This window comes from Achromobacter pestifer, from assembly GCF_902859625.1.
GTDB classification, from domain to species: Bacteria; Pseudomonadota; Gammaproteobacteria; order Burkholderiales; family Burkholderiaceae_B; genus Achromobacter; species Achromobacter pestifer.
On sequence record NZ_CADIJX010000001.1, the window covers coordinates 297,687 to 313,487 of the forward strand.

A 15,801-nucleotide genomic window follows, 5' to 3' on the forward strand; every position below is an offset into this window, starting at 1 on the left:
CTTCATTTATTCCATCACCAGCGAGCGGTGCACGCACACCCCCGCCATCACGCCGGACGCGCTGGCGAGCGTCGCGTTGCTCATGGGAATGGCCGCATCCCCCGCGGCATAGACCCCAGGCACCGTCGTCTGCCGGAATTCGTCCGTGCGGATCACCGGGCCAAGCGGGCCGTCATCAAATGCGCAGCCCAACTGCATGGCCAGGGGGCTGGCCATATGCGTCTTGCTAGCCACGAATAGCGCGTGAATCGCCATGCGTCGTCCGTCGGCTAGTTTGACGGCATCCAGCGCGGGGGCTGCTCCCATGAGTTCGACAATGGGTGTCCGTTCGATGCGCACACCGCGTTTTTCCAGCAGGGCGGCCTGCTCCGCATTCGGCTCGAATTCGCCTTGCGTGAAATAGGTGGTGGGCCCCCAATCCGGCAGCAGCATCGCCTGATGCGCTGACAGCGGATGCGCGGCCATCACGCCCAACGGCCGGCCGGCCACCTCATAGCCGTGGCAATAGGGGCAATGCAGCACGGTTTGGCCCCAGCGTTCCGACATGCCGGCCAGTTCCGGCAATTGATCGCGCAACCCAGTGGCCAGGATCAGCCGCTTGCCCTGAACGTCTTGCCCGGCTGCCGTCGTTACACGGAGCCGGCCAGCCTGTACGCGCGCCTCCACTGCCTGGCCATCCAGGAACTTGACCGAGGGGTATTGGGCGAGTTGGTCGCGCGCCAGCTGCACGATTTCATGAGGCGCTTTGCCGTCCTGGCCCAGAAAACCATGCGAATGCGGTGCGAATCGGTTGCGCGGCTGGCCGCCGTCGATCAGCAGAATCGGGCGTCGGGCGCGTGCCAGCTGCATGGCGGCGGACAGGCCGGCGAAGCTGCCGCCCACGATGATGGCGTCGTAAGTCATTAGCGAGATTCCTGTTCAATCGTTATCAAGATACTTTATAAGTTGCATGATAGGGTGAAATCCGGAAATCATGCAACATTAAATGTGCCGTATGTCTTGAACAGGACGCCGGTCTGGTACCCGTGGTCGGTGTATTCTCGACTCCGTGCCGCGCCTGTAAATCAGGCTCGCCCATGCAGAACAAAGCGGGCAGCGCCCACCCGGCGCTCGTCCGCACCCGCATATTCAGGAGACAGGACCATGTTGTTGACGGAAGAACAGCTCAGCATTCAAGAAATGGCACGCCGCTTCGCCGCCGAGCGTCTGGCGCCCAACGCCGAACGCTGGGATCGTGACCATGAGTACCCCGCCGAGGCCATCCAGGAGATGGCGCAACTGGGTTTTTTCGGCATGCTGGTGCCCGAAGAGTGGGACGGCAATGCCAGCGGCTATATCTCATATGCCGTCGCGCTGGAAGAAATTGCCGCAGGAAACGGTGCGTGCTCCACGATCATGAGCGTGCACAACTCGGTCGCCTGCATGCCGATCCTGAAATTCGGCACCGACGCGCAGAAGGAACAGTTTCTACGGCCGCTGGCCAGCGGCGAACACATCGGCGGTTTCGCGCTGACCGAACCGCAAGCAGGTTCCGATGCCAGCAGCCTGCGCACGCGGGCCCGCCGCGATGGCGACGATTACATCCTGAACGGCGCCAAGCAGTTCATCACGTCGGGCAAAAGCGGCCAGACCGTGATCGTGTTCGCCGTCACCGATCCCGACGCCGGCAAGCGCGGCATATCAGCGTTCATCGTGCCGACCGACACCCCGGGGTATCAGGTGCTGCGCGTGGAAGACAAGCTGGGCCAGCATGCGTCGGACACCTGCCAGATCGCCTTTGAGGACATGCGCATTCCCGCTGCCTACCGGCTGGGCGCCGAGGGCGAGGGCTACAAGATCGCGCTCTCCAACCTGGAAGGCGGGCGCATAGGCATTGCCTCGCAATCCGTCGGCATGGCGCGCGCAGCGTATGAATGCGCACGCGATTACGCGCGGGAGCGGCAGGCATTCGGCAAGCCCATCATGGAGCATCAGGCGGTCTCGTTCCGCCTGGCCGACATGGCGACGCAAATCCATGCGGCGCGGCAGATGGTGCTGCACGCCGCCGCGCTGCGCGAGGCGGGCAGGCCGGCGCTGATGGAAGCCTCGATGGCCAAGCTCTTTGCCTCCGAGATGGCCGAAAAGGTCTGCTCCGCCGCCATCCAGACGCTGGGCGGCTACGGCTATCTGAAGGATTTCCCGGTGGAACGCATCTACCGGGACGTTCGCGTGTGCCAGATCTACGAGGGCACCAGCGATATTCAGCGGCTAGTGATCGCGCGCGGCCTGTAGCCGCCGCGCCTGGGCCAATTCCTTGTGCCAAAACGCCAGATGCTCTTTCCAGTCTGGCCGATTCAGGGCGGACAAGGGGTCCAGGATGCGCTGGGCCTCGTCCAGCAGACCCAGGTGCAGGTTCGCCTTGATCAGGTTGTTGCCCACTGGCAGCCCATGGGCCTCGATCTGGAAATGCGGACCCGCCAGTTGCAGGATGTCCGCGATGCGGCCGGCATTGCCCAGGTCGCCGCTCATCTGCATCAGCAGGTCGGCAGGCACGGGTTGGCCCGCACGCGACAGCGCTTCCTGGTATAGGGCGATCGCGCCAGCGTAGTTGTGCGAACCCAGTTCGCCGCGCGCCAGCCAAAGCTGTGCGCGCCAACTCTGGGGCAGCGCGGCCACTTTGCGCATGGCGGCGATGCCGGCCGCGTCGCCGCCGTGGTCATGATGGATGGCTTCGTACCAGCCCAGTCCATTGTCCTGGTTGGGGTCCAGTTCCAGCGCCCGCCACAGGATTTCGACGGTCTTTGTTTCGTCGTCGCGTTCGGCGTGGATCTTGGCAAGATTGGTCAGGACGATGCCGGTCTCGCCATGCTGCGTGCAGAAGGCTTGCAGCACCTGTTCGCTGTCGTCCAGGCGGCCAACCTTCAAGTAGACGATGGCTTGCAGCACTGCGGCGCGTTCGGCGTTGTGGTCGAATTCCACCAGCCGTTCAGCGGGGCGCACCATCTCGTCGATGAAGCCGTCATTGAGCGATTGGATGATCAGGCCGGACAGGGCATCGGCATCATGCCAGTGCTGCTTGATGGCGCCCAACAGCACGTTGTCGCGCCATTGGTCGCGGGTGACATGGATTTCGCGGCCGTCGGCGTCGTAGGCACGGATCAGGTCGGGGGCGTCAGTCTTCAGGTCGCTCATGCGTCGGGCCCAGGGGGCAGGCGGTTCAACAGAAGGGAATCATCATAAAGCAGGGAATGCCGCGTGGCGGGGCGCAGGCCGAGCGAGCCAGGCGCTACGCAGGACGTCGCGCGGGCGCGGGCATCAACCGGCCCGGACGGCTTCGCGGCGGCGGCGCCGTGCCCACAAGGCATACACCACGACATTGCCCGCGATCAGCAGCGCTGCCAGCACGATCTGCGTGGTCCGCGTGATGCCCGCCGGGTAGATGATGCCCAGCACATAGTGTTCGATGAATCCGCCTGCATATCCTTGCTGCCCCGCCTGTTGGCGCAGCGATACCTCAAGAGGAGTCAGCGGGCAGATCCAGCCCATGCCGATCACCATTGCGCCCCAGGCCAGGGCGGGCAGATGCCAGTACGCCATGCGAGGCTTCCATAGCGTCAGCAAGCCGCCAAACACCACGAAGGCCACAAAGAGACCATGTGCCACCAGCACCAGGTCGGCAAGAATGCGGTAAATCATCGTCAATACTCGGCAGAGTCAGGAAAAGGCCCCGTGGCGGGGCGTAGCCCGGTATTTAATCGTAAGCCTGCGCGCGCCGGGCGGGGCTTTGGCAACAAAGCAAGACGCTTGGTGTCGGAATAGAATGCCGGCGTCAACATACCGCTTAGGCAAGGACGATGAGCCAGACAATCGAAGGGCGGATTCAAGCCGCTGAAGAACAATTGCGCCAAGCGATGCTGGCCTCTGACATTCCGGCCCTGGAACGCTTGCTGGACCCGGAACTCCTGTTCACGAACCACATGGGTTGGAGCTTTACCCGCGAAGACGATCTGGACGCGCATCGCTCAGGCATGCTGAAGATTCACGGGCTGGACTTGTCTGAGCTGTGCATCTTGCCGCGCGCCGAATGCGCCGTGGTGTCGGTGCAGGCCCGTATTGTCGGCAGCTATAACGGGGTGCCAGCCAACGGCACGTTCCGGTTCATGCGTACCTGGGCGCCGGACGCGGCATCGGGCCAGTGGCGCGTGATCGCAGCCAGTTCGGTGATGGTGGTGTGACGCCCGCCTGGCGGCGCCTAGACCTTCAGGTCGCGTAGCAGCTTGGTCAGTTCCGGCGCCGTCATCAGCGACACGCCTTGCGATTTGGCGTAGCTCCATGCGTTGTCGGAGACATCGCCCAGGGCGATATAGATGGCTTCACGGGCGCCGCGCTTTTCGCGCGCCGCTTGCAGTTCGCGCAGCGGTTCGACCCCCACGCGGGCAGCCTTCCAGCGCTTGGCGCTGACGATGGCCACGTGGCCGTCCTTGCTTAGCGCAAAGTCAGCGCCCGGCGTTTGCAGGCGCTGAACCTCACAGCCGTCGCGCTTGAAGCCGGCTTCGACCGTGTTGGCGAAGTCGGCCCAGGACATGGCGGCAGCAGCTTCGGCCACGGCCTGCACGCGCGTTTCCGAGGGCGCGCGCAGTTGCTTGTACGCGGCCATGATGGAAATGACCGCGAATGGCACCGCCGCAAAGACGCCCATTGCCGCGTAGTCCAGCGGCAGGGCGGCGAATCCGCCCACGCACAGCAGCACGGCCACGCCTGCGCTCATCCACCACGGCGAGCGCAGCAGGACGGCGAAGATGGAATTCTGGGACATCTTTAATTTCATGGCGGCTCGCGGCGTTGCGGGGTCGGACGGATCAGAGGGGAGGGGTCAGGCGTTGTCGGCTGGCGTGTCGGCGGCGCGCACGACGATGCGCACGTCGCCACAGGTCACGATCTGGCCGCCGCGGATCTTGGCGGTCTTGCGGGTTTCAACAACGCCGCCCACGCTGACGTAGCCGTCAGCCACCAGCATTTTGCCCGCGCCGCCGCTGTCGCAGACGCCGGTGGCTTTAAGCAGCTGGTTCACTTCGATATAAGGGCTGCCGTCGGCAAGCGTGAATTCAATGAGAGGCATGGAGGGATAGGACGGTATCAGGGAGGAAAGCGGTCAGGCCGGGCCGCCGCTGTTGGTATTGTCGGGGGCGGCGGACGTTTCCGGCACGGTGGGGGCTGCCGCGGGCCGAACGGGGCTTTCGGAGCGCGCCATCCAGGCGATCAGGGACGAACGCATCGCCTCTTCGACCGACATTTGAATCGGTTGCACCCATTCCAGCGGCACGAAGACGGTGTAGCCACCGATCATGTAGCCCATCGGCAGGTAGACGGCCACGCGCTCGCCCTGCGTGAAACCTTCGGGCAAGCCGTCCATGTTGCGGCGGGTAATCAAGCCCACCATTTCCAGCTGCTGGCCGGGCACGCGCAGGATCACGACCTGTTGCGCGGTGTTCTTGGAACTGGGCGAAAAGTAGTCGGCGAAGCTTTTCAGGGACGAATAGATGCTCTTGACCACCGGCAGGTTGGTGAAGGGCATTTCCACCACCGTCAAGATACGCTGCACGCGCTCTTTGGACATCAGGTAGCCGATGGCCAGAATGCCCAGGATGCCCAGCGCCAGCCCCATGCCAGGCACGTAGAAGGCGCCAATGAAGGGACGCAGGAAGGTCAGCGCCACGGCTTCCGTCCAGACCAGGAAGATATAGAGCAGATAGACAGTCAGGGCCAGCGGCAGAACAGCGATCAGGCCGCGGAAGAAGTATTTATAGAGACGATTCATAGAGACGGTGTATGGAATTAGGGTCGGACCAAGGCTTGCCGGCGCGGGTCGCAGGGCCGCAGCATAGCAGCCAGCGCACGCCGATTCGGTAATAAACCGCATCGTCCCGGGGCTATCAGGGCCCGGGCGGCCCCGTGCGCGCGGCTTACCGGTCCACGGGCAGGTACAGGGTTTCCTTGATTTCCTCCATGACCACGTAGCTACGCGATTCCGCGGAAGCCGGCAGTCGTTTGAGGATTTCGCCCAGCAGGCGGCGGTATTCATTCATTTCCGTCAGGCGGGCCTTCACCAGGTAGTCGAAATCACCGGACACCAGGTGGCACTCCATCACTTCGGGCACATACAGCAGCTCTTTCTTCACTTTGTCGAAGACATCGCCAGACTTGGCGGACAGCTTGATCTCCAGGAAGACGAGCAGGTTCTTGCCCAGCGCAGCCGGGTTGACGCGCGCATGGTAACCGGTGATGACGCCTTCGCGCTCCATGCGCTTGACGCGATCCGAGCAAGGCGTGGCTGACAGGCTCACCCGTTCGGCCAATTCGGTGACCGAAATGCGGCCTTCGCGTTGCAGGATATCCAGGATTTTCAGGTCGATTCGATCTAAGTCGCGCATTTCACTTTTGCCGATCGGAAAACAGGGGGCGCCCGAGAAAAAGCACTAGTAAAACAAAATAATCAGTGTTTTTCACTGCGATCAGGCCCATAGACTATCGAAATTACTGAGCAAATCCAAATACGGAAAGAATCATGCATGTGATCGTCCTCGGAAGTGGCGTTATCGGCACCACGACGGCGTACTACTTGGCCCGCCAGGGCGCCAAAGTCACGGTCCTGGACCGCCAGCCCGCCGCGGCCCAGGAAACCAGCCATGCCAACGCCGGCCAGGTCTCGCCGGGCTATTCCACGCCCTGGGCCGCGCCCGGCATTCCGTTGAAGGCCATCAAGTGGCTGTTCCAAAAGCATGCCCCCTTGGCGATTCGCCTGGACGGCAGCCTGTATCAGCTGAAGTGGATGGCGGCCATGCTGGCCAATTGCTCGGCCGACCGCTATTCGGTCAACAAGGAGCGCATGCTGCGTCTGGCCGAATACAGCCGCGACTGCCTGCGTGAGCTGCGCGCGTCCACCGGCATCCATTATGAAGAGCGCATGCGCGGCACCTTGCAGCTGTTCCGCACGGAAGCGCAACTGGAAGCGGCCCGCCGCGATATCGCCGTGCTGGAAGAAGTGGGCGTGCCCTACGAATTGTTGGATCGCAACCGGTTGGTGACGGCCGAGCCTGCCCTGGCGCGCTCGATCCACAAGCTGGCGGGCGGCCTGCGCCTGCCCAACGACGAAACGGGCGATTGTCACCTGTTCACGACGCGGCTGGCCGAGAAGGCCGCCGCCCTGGGCGTGGATTTCCGATACAACCAGACCGTTGCCGGCCTGAACACCGCTGGCGGCCAGATCACCGGCGTGCGCGTGGGCGGGCAAGTGCTGACGGCCGACCGTTATGTGGCCGCGTTCGGCAGCTATACCCGCGACTTCCTGGAACCGCTGGGCCTGGACCTGCCGGTCTACCCGGTCAAGGGCTATTCGCTGACCATTCCGCTGAAGGACGAGGCCGCCGCGCCCGTGTCGACCATCCTGGACGAGACCTACAAGATCGCCGTGACCCGTTTTGACCAGCGCATCCGCGTGGGCGGCATGGCCGAGCTTTCCGGCTTTGACCTGCGCCTGAAGGACGCGCGCCGCAAGACGCTGGAACTGGTGGTCAACGATCTGTTCCCGGATAGCGGCCACGTGGCCCAGGCCGAGTTCTGGACGGGCCTGCGCCCGATGACGCCGGACAGCACGCCCATTGTTGGCGAGACCCGCTACGGCAATCTGTACCTGAACACCGGGCACGGCACCTTGGGGTGGACCATGGCTTGCGGCTCCGGCAAGCTTGTCGCCGACCAGGTGATGGGCCAACGCCCGGCGATCCGCACCGACGGGCTGAGCCTGTCGCGCTATGACCGCCGCGCGGCCTCCAACCAGGCGTTGGTGCTGGGCAGCAAAGGCGCCTGATCCGGCGTTACGGCAACCACGACATCGTTTATCGGGCATCGGCCAAAAGCCGCGCCCACAACGGCCCGGCTCGCGCAAAATGCGAGTCGGGCCGTTGTTTGTTTTGAATCCGGTGGCTTGTGCCAAAATCGGCCCATGACCCATTTCCTTCATACCGCCGATTGGCAGATCGGCCGTCAGTACGGCCAGTTTGAAACCGATGACGCCGCCTTGTTGGCCGAGGCGCGCTTTGACGTCGTGGCGCGCATTGCCGCATTGGCGGCAGAACGCCGCGTGGACGCCGTGCTGGTGGCTGGCGACGTATTCGATACCCAAGGCGTGTCCGACCGCACGATCCGCCGGCTATTCGCCGCGATGGCGACTTACGCCGGCCCGTGGGTGATGATCGCCGGCAACCATGACGCGGCGTTGGCCGATAGCGTCTGGAGCCGCGCGATGCAGCTAGGCTGCATTCCTCCGAACGTGCACGTGCCGTTGCGCCCGGGCGTCGTGGATCTACCCGCCATCAATCTGGCCGTGCTGGCCGCGCCGTTGACGCAACGCCATACCTATGACGACGTGACACAAGCCTTCGATACGCTTGAAACCGAAGCGGGCCGCGTGCGCGTGGGGTTGGCGCACGGTAGCGTCGCGGGCCGGTTGCCCGACACGATCGACGCCACCAATCCCATCGCGCCCGATCGCGTCGCCCGTGCGCGGCTGGACTATCTGGCGCTGGGCGATTGGCACGGCTGCCTGTCGATAGACGCGCGCACCTGGTATGCCGGCACGCCGGAACAGGACCGCTTCCGAGGCAATGAGCCCGGTTATGTGCTGGACGTGCGCATTGACGCGGTGGGGGCCGAACCCGTGGTGGAGCGTGTGGCCACGGGCAAGTACCGCTGGTCGGCCTGGTCGGAAACCGTCAACGTGCCAACGGATGCGCAGGCGCTGGCGGAACGGTTGGCGGCGCTACGGGCGGACGATGTGCTGCGTCTGGAGGTAAGCGGCCACGTCAATATGGAAATCTGGGACGCGCTGCAACGCGCCGTGGATCAGGCCGCCGCGCAAGTGCGGGCCTTGTTGCCGGACTGGTCCGGCCTGCGGCTGGAACCTGATCAAGCTGACCTGGCGGAGCTTGGGGCCAGTGGATATGTCGGCGAAGTGGCGGCGCAATTACAGGCCTTGCAAGCCGATGCGGCCCAATCCGCCGTGGCGGGCGAGGCCTTGCGGCTGCTGTTGCGGTTCCAGCGCGAAAGCGCCACGCAGGGGGCCGCCAAATGAAGCTCTCCCGGATCGCACTTGAAGAGTTCCGCAAGTTCCGCCAGCCGATGGTGCTGGATGGCCTGCAAGACGGTTTGAATCTGTTCGTCGGCGCCAACGAGGCCGGCAAGAGCACGGTTGCCACGGCCATCCGCGCCGCGTTTCTGGAACGCTACAGCACCAGCAAGGTCGCCGATCTGGCGCCGCGCGGCGAATCCGGCGCGCGTCCCAGTGTCGAACTGGCGTTTACGCATGCCGGCCGTTCCTATGTGCTGAAAAAACAGTTCCTGTCGCGCGCCCGCTGCGAGCTACTGATAGACGACGGCGCCCAACGCCTGGACGGCGAGGAAGCCGAGAACGCGCTGGCGGTCTTGCTGGGCTTTGAATTGCCCGGCCGGGGCCAAAGCAAGCCCGACTTGGCTGGTATTCCCGGCCTGCTATGGATTCAGCAGGGCGATGGCCACAATCTGCAAGAGGCCGCCAGCCACGCCGGCACCCATCTGCGCGACGCGCTGACGCAACTGTCCGGCGAACTCGCGGCAAGCGACGGCGACCGCTTGTTCGAGCGCGTTTCGTCTGAACGCGCCGTCTTGCTGGACGCGCGCAATGCACGTCCCAAGGGCGCCTACAAGGACGCCGAGGATGCGCTGGCGCGTGCCATCGCCGAACGGGACGACTGCGCGCAAGCGATGGCGCAATTGAATGCTGACGTGGACCGCTTGGCTGAATTGCGTCGTGACCACGAACGCGCGCAAGCCAGCCAACCCTGGAAGGATTTCGAGGCCAAGGCCGCCGAGGCCCGCGCCCGGCTGGCCGCGTTGGCGAAAGAGCGTGAAGCGTTCGATGGCCTGCGCCGCGAGCAGGCGCAGGCCGTGCAAACGCTGGCCTTGTTGCAGGACCAGGTGCGGCGCGACCAACAGGACGAAACCGACTACCAGGCGCTGGCCAAGGATGCGCAAGCCGCTCGCGCGCGGGTGGACGCGGCGCAGGAACCCTTGGTCCGGGCGCACCAGCAGCGTCAATCGCATGCAGCCGCGGTGGATGCCGCCCGCTTGCGCGTGGCGGCGGTTCAAGCCTTGGCAGACCGCCGCGACCTTGAACATCAGTTGGCGCAACTGACTGCTGAAGTCGAGCGCCTGGACGATGCGTTGAAGGCGGTCACCACGTTGATCGAACAAGGCTCTGCGTTGAAGGCCGAGGCCGTCCGCATCGAAATCGCGGATGGCGATATCGACGCCTTGCGCAAGACGGAACGCGAACTGGCCAATCTGCAACTACGCCAGCAGGCCATCGCGACACGGCTGTCGTATCAACTGGACGCCGGGCGCGAGGCAAGGCTGGACGGCAAGCCGCTGGCCGGCGACGGCCAGGTGCTGCTGACGTCCGCCGCCGACCTGGATCTGCCGGGCGTGGGACGGCTGCGCATCGAACCGGGCGGCCAGGACTTGCCGGCCTTGCAGCGCGAGCTTGCCAGCTTGCAGGCGGCCTGGGCCGCGTTGTTGCAACGGCTGGGCGTGGCGACGCTGGCCGATGCCGAGCAGCGTCATGCGCGCTATACGGCGTTGCAGCGTGAATTGGACGGCATGCGCAAGACATTGGCCATCCATGCGCCCAAGGGCGTGGATGTGCTGCGTGGTCAACGCGACGATGCGCTGGCCCGCCGCGTGCCGTTGCAGGATCGTCTGGCCAAGCTGCCCGCCATGGAAGAGACGGGCCACGTTCCCGATCAGACAGGCTTGCCGGCCGCGGTTCAAGCCTTGCGCGAAGCCGAAGCGGTCGCGGCCCAGGCCGAGGCCTCGCTGGCAACGGCGCAGCGTGCGCTGGATGCGGACAGCGCCCGTGCGCAGTTGCTGGAAGGGCAGGTGGCGGCGCGGGGCGCGGAGCTGCAATCCAGCGAGCGCATCGCGAATCGGCAGGCCCGCGCCGGCCGGCTGGCCGAAGTGCGCAGCGGCCATGATGAGCTGGAGCGCCGCGTGCGCGAGGCGCAGTCGGCCTTGGCCGACCATCGGCCGGAATTGGTCGAGCAAGATGTGCAGCGCTACGAAAAATCGGCGGCCATCGAACGCGACACACAGCACAAGCGCCATGGCGAAATCCTGCAATTGCAGGGCAAACTGGATCAGGCCGGGGCCCAAGGCTTGGGCGAACGCTTGTCCGAATCTTCCGCGGCCTGCGAACGGCTGGCTCGCCGACGCGACGAATTCGCGCAGCGTGCGGCGGCGTTGGAGTTGCTGCTGACCTTGTTGACGGACAAGCGCGCCGCCGCCACGCAACGGTTGCAGGCGCCCTTGGCTCGCCGCTTGAACCACTACCTGGCCTTGCTGTTTCCCGATTCAGCGCTGCGCCTGGACGATGCGTTGCTGCCCACCGCGCTGCGTCGCGGCGACGGTGAAGATCTGCTGGACGCGCTAAGTTTCGGCACCCGTGAGCAACTGGGCATCCTGGCGCGGTTTGCCTATGCCGATCTGTTGCAGGAAGCGGGGCGGCCCACGTTGCTTGTGCTGGATGACGCGCTGGTCCACACCGACGACGCGCGGCGCGACTTCATGAAGCGGGCGCTGTTCGACGCGGCCACGCGCCACCAGATCCTGATGTTCACCTGCCATGGCGAGGCCTGGCGGGACATGGGGGTGGAGCAGCGGCGGATAGGCGCGTCCTGACCTGATCCGCTTGACGGCGAACGGGCCAAAAGATAGGCTACGCAAATGCCTGACTTCACGCCCTTCGCCGATTTCGCCTCCGCTGCTTTTGCAGCCGGTCGCCGCGCGCGCGGGCTGTCCCGGCATGCCGGTTTTTCTGTTGTTTCACCTGTCGTCTCCGCGGTCGTATCGCCGCCGGTGTCGCCGCCTGCCTCGCCGCCTTCCGGCGTGGTCTCGGGCGCATACCCGCCTTCGGCGGTCGTGTTCGGCTGACCGCCCAACCGCTACTCCAGCTTCTTCTCGTTTTCAGTGCGCTTGATGCGTCGACGCCTATGGCGTCCACCATGCGTTGCTGATTCGTGCGTGATTGCGCCGTGCGTCAATGCATGTGCGTGCCACACGCAGGTGCGGGGCTGGAGCCTGTTCTTACCCTGACAGGTGAAACCTTATGTCTTTTGATCGATCCTCGTGGGCCGCGCATGGCTCCACCACTCTGTTCGTGCTGCTGTGGAGCGGCGGCGCGATTTTCGCCAAATGGGGGCTGTCGCACGCCTCGGCGTTTGGCTTCTTGCTGTGGCGCTTCTTGCTGGCCCTGGCTGTGTTGTCGTTGATCTGCCTGTGGCGCAAGCGTTGGCTGCCCGAACGCGGCACGCGCATGACCGTGGCGCTGACCGGACTGCTGCTGATCGGCGGCTATTCCATCTGCTATCTGCTCGCGCTGGACCACGGCATCACCCCGGGCGTGTTGGCCACATTGCTGGGCGCCCAACCCATTCTGACGCTTGCCGTAATGGAGCGCAGCTATTCGCCTGCCAGGCTGGCAGGGCTGTGCCTGGCGCTGTGCGGCTTGGTGATGGTGGTGGTTCAAAGCATCGCCATGGCGCGGTTTTCCGTGGCGGGCATGGCGTTCGCCTTTGCCGCGCTGGCCTGCATGACGGCCGGCGCCATCCTGCAAAAGCGCATCAAGCAGGTGCCCATGGACGTGATGCCGTTGCAGTATGCCGTCAGCCTGGCGCTGTGCCTGTTGTTCGTGCCGTTCCAGCCCATCCAGGCATCATTCAGCGTCGGGTTCATCGTGCCGCTGATCTGGATGGGACTGGTCATTTCCGTGGGCGCGACCTTGCTGTTCTATCGCATGATCCAGGCCGGCAACCTCGTCAACGTGACCAGCCTGTTCTACCTGGTGCCCGGGGGTACCGCCGTGCTGGATTACCTGATTCTTGGCAACCGCTTGTCCGCGATGAGTCTGGCGGGCATGGCGGCGATCTTGCTGGGCCTGATGCTGGTGCTGCGCCATCCCGCCGCGGTCAAGCCAATGCGGGATAAGCGCCCAACGGCCAGGACGCGCGCGTAGCGTCAGGCGCCGCGTTGTCATCGTCGGCCGCGTCCTGGCCCACCCAATGACCGCTGACGAGTTGGGTGGGGCGCGTCTGAGCGGCAACGCGCGCGCAGACGGACCACGCATCCAGCCGGACGCTCAGTCCGGCGTAGACGCCGTGGCCGTCGCCGGCCTGGATCTCGCCTTCGGCCTGCACGCCTTCGCCCGAACGGATCGATCCATCCGCGCGGATGTCGCCGCCTGCGATCATGCCCCAGCCGGAAGCCAGATGGTCGCCGCAGTGGATCGAGCCGCCGGCCTGGATGCCGCAGGCCGCGTTGATTTCTTTTGCTGCGCGGAGATCTCCGCCGGTCTTGATGCCTTGGCCGCACTTGATGGCGCCTTGCGTCTGCACGTCCTGGCCCGCGTGCAGATGGCCCGTCACCGCCAGGTCCTGGCCGGCGCAGATGTCCCATTTGGCGCGCACATTGCCGCCGCAATCCAGGCCGGTCGCTGTTTCGATGCCCCAATCGGCCATGACGTCTCCGCCTGCCCGCAGGTTGCCCCCGCTGGCGATGTTGGCGGCCGCGGTGATGTTTTCCCCCGCCATGATGGTTTCGCCCGCGCGGATGCCGCCGCCCGTGATGATGCTGCGGCCGGCGCGCACGACGCTGTCCACGTTGATGCCCATGCGGACTTCAAGCGTGCCCGCGAAGACGATGGCGTTGGCGTCCACGGCGTCCAGTTTCAACACGGCGTCGGTCGGACCAAATTGGTCCAGCAACCAGCAGGCGTCGCTGATGCGGCCATCCGCGACCAAGGCGTCAAGCACGGCCTGGTAATCCCCTTGCCCGTTGTGGTCGCGGAGGAACCATTTGTAGCCGCCCGCGCAGGGGTTCTTGGCTTTGACGAATTTCTTGGTAAGTTGCATGGCGCGTAGGTGGGATCAGTGCGTGGCCGGGCCGCCAACGATCGTGGCGGGCAGGCTAGAAGTCAGACGTGGACATCCAGCCACAAGGCAGGGCGTCCGCCAGCCAGGGGCAGGTGGCAAGGCGCACGGATGTGCTCAGGCCACCGGCAGCAGGCCGGAATAGGGGGGAAGCGGGGAGAGCCGGGCGATTAGCCGGGCTTGGAGCGCGCGTAAGCGGAACGCGCGGCGACTTCCTGCGAGCTCAACAGAGTCGAGCGCAGGGCGCAAAGGACGCAAGCAGCGGGGGGGATGGGAGAAAAATCGGATCGCACGGGGGCAGATGCTACCACCCGCTCCGCGCGAGTCAAGTCGCAAGACTGTCCCTATTTAAGCGAACAGCCTTGCGCGGCGTGCTGCGATCAGTTCGTCGACACGATGTTGCGTTCCTTGGCGATGCGCTGGCGCAGCTCCAGTTCACGCTTGATCTGCGCGGCGTACTCGGCCGGCGTATTGCCGTCCACCAGCGACCCGCCATCGGCCAGGCGCTGGACGATCTTCGGGTCTTTCAGTGCCTTGACGGCGGCGTCGTGAATGCGGTCGACCACGGCTTGCGGCGTGCCGGCGGGTGCGACCAGGCCGTACCAGGCCATGTTGTCCATTTCGGGCAGGCCGCCTTCCTTGAACGTCGGGACGTCCGGCAGGGCAGGCAGGCGCTTCGGGGCAGCCACGGCCAGGGCGCGCAGCTTGCCGGCCTGGATGTGGGGCATGGACGACGGCAGGTTGTCGAACTGGGCATTGACCTGGCCGGCGATCACGTCGTTCAGGGCCGGGCCCGAACCGCGGTAGGGAACGTGGACCATATCGGTCTTGGTCAGCGATTTGAACAGTTCGCCGTCCAGGTGGCCGATGCCGCCCGCGCCCGACGAGGCGTAGGCGTACTTGCCGGGGTTGGCCTTCAGCAGCGTGATGAATTCCGCCAGCGACTTGGCGGGCACGGTGGGGTTCACCGTCAGCACGTTCGGCACGTTCACCAGGTTGGTGATCGGCGTGAAGTCCTTGATCGGGTCATACGGGTTCTTCGGGTTGGTGGCCGGATTCGTGGCCATGGTGCTGACGGTGGCCACACCCAGGGTGTAGCCATCCGGCGTGGACCGGGCCAGCGCGTCGGCGCCGATCGAGCCCCCGCCGCCGCCACGGTTTTCCACCACGACGGCCTGGCCCAGTTCACGGCCCAGGCCTTCGGCCACGATGCGGGCGACGATATCGGTCGTGCCGCCAGCGGCAAAGGGAACGATCAGGCGGATGGGCTTGTTCGGGTAGGGGTCGGCGGCCTGAACGGCGGAACTAAAGCAGACGCCTGCAATGGCGGCGGCCAGGACGGCCTTGGCATGAGACAGCACGGTCAAGAGTCTTCTCCATATTGTTTATTCCGAGCCGGCCGGCTTCTTGGGCCGGCGTCGGTGAAGCGTGCGTTGCCGGGATGCTGGCGTCGCCAACGCTTCGTGGGCGCAATTCCACACAGGAATCCCCCTACGGTCAACTCAGGATTCTCCCTGCCCCCTCGATGAAAAATATTTTTAGTGACGGATCGTTGTCCGAAATTAGCGTCAGATCGCCGAAAAACCCAAGCCTGACAACAAGATGAACAAATCCGGAAACCCTGTCATTGCGCAATCATTGCGCAGTCATCATGCTGTCATTAGACGGGTTCACGCATAAATCCCTGCATAACTTACAAGAATCTGATATTTTTCGGATGAGATTCTTGCCCGGTCTTGCAAGAAAGCTATTGCGTTTGTTTCTGTCTGCGCCGTTCAATGGGGCGTTGGTTGATATCCCCGCGGGG

16 protein-coding genes are annotated in these 15,801 nt (G+C 64.6%); 7 read left to right on the forward strand and 9 right to left on the reverse strand.

Annotated elements, in window-relative coordinates:
- Window positions 1-6: 6 nt before the first annotated feature.
- Window positions 7-903, reverse strand: coding sequence for an NAD(P)/FAD-dependent oxidoreductase (locus tag HV753_RS01370; RefSeq protein ID WP_175172625.1), 897 nt, complete (start codon window positions 901-903; stop codon window positions 7-9).
- A gap of 240 nt (window positions 904-1,143) precedes the next feature.
- Between HV753_RS01370 and HV753_RS01375 the strand changes: the two genes are divergently transcribed.
- Window positions 1,144-2,271 (forward strand): acyl-CoA dehydrogenase family protein, encoded by a 1,128-nt coding sequence (locus HV753_RS01375; protein ID WP_175172626.1) that lies wholly within the window; start codon window positions 1,144-1,146, stop codon window positions 2,269-2,271.
- Here the strand turns inward: HV753_RS01375 and HV753_RS01380 are convergent.
- Together HV753_RS01380 and HV753_RS01385 are read right to left on the reverse strand one after the other, a co-directional pair.
- On the reverse strand, window positions 2,248-3,171 hold the full coding sequence (locus HV753_RS01380) for a tetratricopeptide repeat protein (protein ID WP_175172627.1): 924 nt from the start codon (window positions 3,169-3,171) through the stop codon (window positions 2,248-2,250). The genes HV753_RS01375 and HV753_RS01380 overlap by 24 nt on opposite strands.
- A 123-nt stretch (window positions 3,172-3,294) precedes the next feature.
- Window positions 3,295-3,675, reverse strand: coding sequence for a DUF2784 domain-containing protein (locus tag HV753_RS01385; RefSeq protein ID WP_175172628.1), 381 nt, complete (start codon window positions 3,673-3,675; stop codon window positions 3,295-3,297).
- A gap of 158 nt (window positions 3,676-3,833) precedes the next feature.
- Between HV753_RS01385 and HV753_RS01390 the strand changes: the two genes are divergently transcribed.
- Window positions 3,834-4,214 carry a nuclear transport factor 2 family protein gene (locus HV753_RS01390; RefSeq protein WP_175172629.1) on the forward strand — a complete coding sequence of 127 codons (381 nt, stop codon included), beginning with the start codon at window positions 3,834-3,836 and terminating at the stop codon, window positions 4,212-4,214.
- A 17-nt stretch (window positions 4,215-4,231) separates the two neighbouring features.
- Here the strand turns inward: HV753_RS01390 and HV753_RS01395 are convergent, their stop codons facing one another.
- From HV753_RS01395 to HV753_RS01410, 4 genes are all read right to left on the reverse strand, one after another.
- Window positions 4,232-4,807, reverse strand: coding sequence for a restriction endonuclease (locus HV753_RS01395; RefSeq protein ID WP_175172630.1), 576 nt, complete (start codon window positions 4,805-4,807; stop codon window positions 4,232-4,234).
- 45 nt (window positions 4,808-4,852) lie between these two features.
- On the reverse strand, window positions 4,853-5,098 hold the full coding sequence (locus HV753_RS01400) for an RNA-binding S4 domain-containing protein (RefSeq protein WP_175172631.1): 246 nt from the start codon (window positions 5,096-5,098) through the stop codon (window positions 4,853-4,855).
- 33 nt (window positions 5,099-5,131) lie between these two features.
- Complete coding sequence (locus HV753_RS01405) at window positions 5,132-5,797, reverse strand: DUF502 domain-containing protein (protein WP_175172632.1); 666 nt, start codon at window positions 5,795-5,797, stop codon at window positions 5,132-5,134.
- Between the two features lie 145 nt (window positions 5,798-5,942).
- Window positions 5,943-6,410 carry a winged helix-turn-helix transcriptional regulator gene (locus HV753_RS01410; protein WP_054422406.1) on the reverse strand — a complete coding sequence of 156 codons (468 nt, stop codon included), beginning with the start codon at window positions 6,408-6,410 and terminating at the stop codon, window positions 5,943-5,945.
- 134 nt (window positions 6,411-6,544) lie between these two features.
- On the opposite strand from HV753_RS01410, the gene HV753_RS01415 reads away from it, so the two are divergent.
- The 5 genes from HV753_RS01415 (at window position 6,545) to HV753_RS01435 (ending at window position 13,081) form a co-directional block, all read left to right on the forward strand.
- Window positions 6,545-7,846 carry a D-amino acid dehydrogenase gene (locus HV753_RS01415; protein WP_175172633.1) on the forward strand — a complete coding sequence of 434 codons (1,302 nt, stop codon included), beginning with the start codon at window positions 6,545-6,547 and terminating at the stop codon, window positions 7,844-7,846.
- A gap of 135 nt (window positions 7,847-7,981) precedes the next feature.
- Window positions 7,982-9,109: a metallophosphoesterase family protein gene (locus tag HV753_RS01420; protein WP_175172634.1), complete on the forward strand. Its 1,128-nt coding sequence runs from the start codon at window positions 7,982-7,984 to the stop codon at window positions 9,107-9,109.
- Complete coding sequence (locus HV753_RS01425; RefSeq protein ID WP_175172635.1) at window positions 9,106-11,748, forward strand: AAA family ATPase; 2,643 nt, start codon at window positions 9,106-9,108, stop codon at window positions 11,746-11,748. Before HV753_RS01420 ends, HV753_RS01425 begins: the two co-directional genes overlap by 4 nt.
- A 45-nt stretch (window positions 11,749-11,793) precedes the next feature.
- Complete coding sequence (locus HV753_RS01430; protein WP_175172636.1) at window positions 11,794-12,000, forward strand: hypothetical protein; 207 nt, start codon at window positions 11,794-11,796, stop codon at window positions 11,998-12,000.
- 175 nt (window positions 12,001-12,175) lie between these two features.
- Window positions 12,176-13,081, forward strand: a complete 906-nt coding sequence (locus tag HV753_RS01435; RefSeq protein ID WP_175172637.1) for a DMT family transporter — start codon at window positions 12,176-12,178, stop codon at window positions 13,079-13,081.
- Here the strand turns inward: HV753_RS01435 and HV753_RS01440 are convergent.
- Both HV753_RS01440 and HV753_RS01445 read right to left on the reverse strand, forming a co-directional pair.
- Window positions 13,035-13,976, reverse strand: coding sequence for a hypothetical protein (locus HV753_RS01440; RefSeq protein ID WP_175172638.1), 942 nt, complete (start codon window positions 13,974-13,976; stop codon window positions 13,035-13,037). The two genes, HV753_RS01435 and HV753_RS01440, sit on opposite strands and share 47 nt — an antisense overlap.
- Window positions 13,977-14,374: 398 nt before the next feature.
- A complete protein-coding gene (locus HV753_RS01445; RefSeq protein WP_175172639.1) occupies window positions 14,375-15,361 on the reverse strand; it encodes a tripartite tricarboxylate transporter substrate binding protein BugE in 987 nt (328 codons plus the stop codon).
- Window positions 15,362-15,801: the final 440 nt, after the last annotated feature.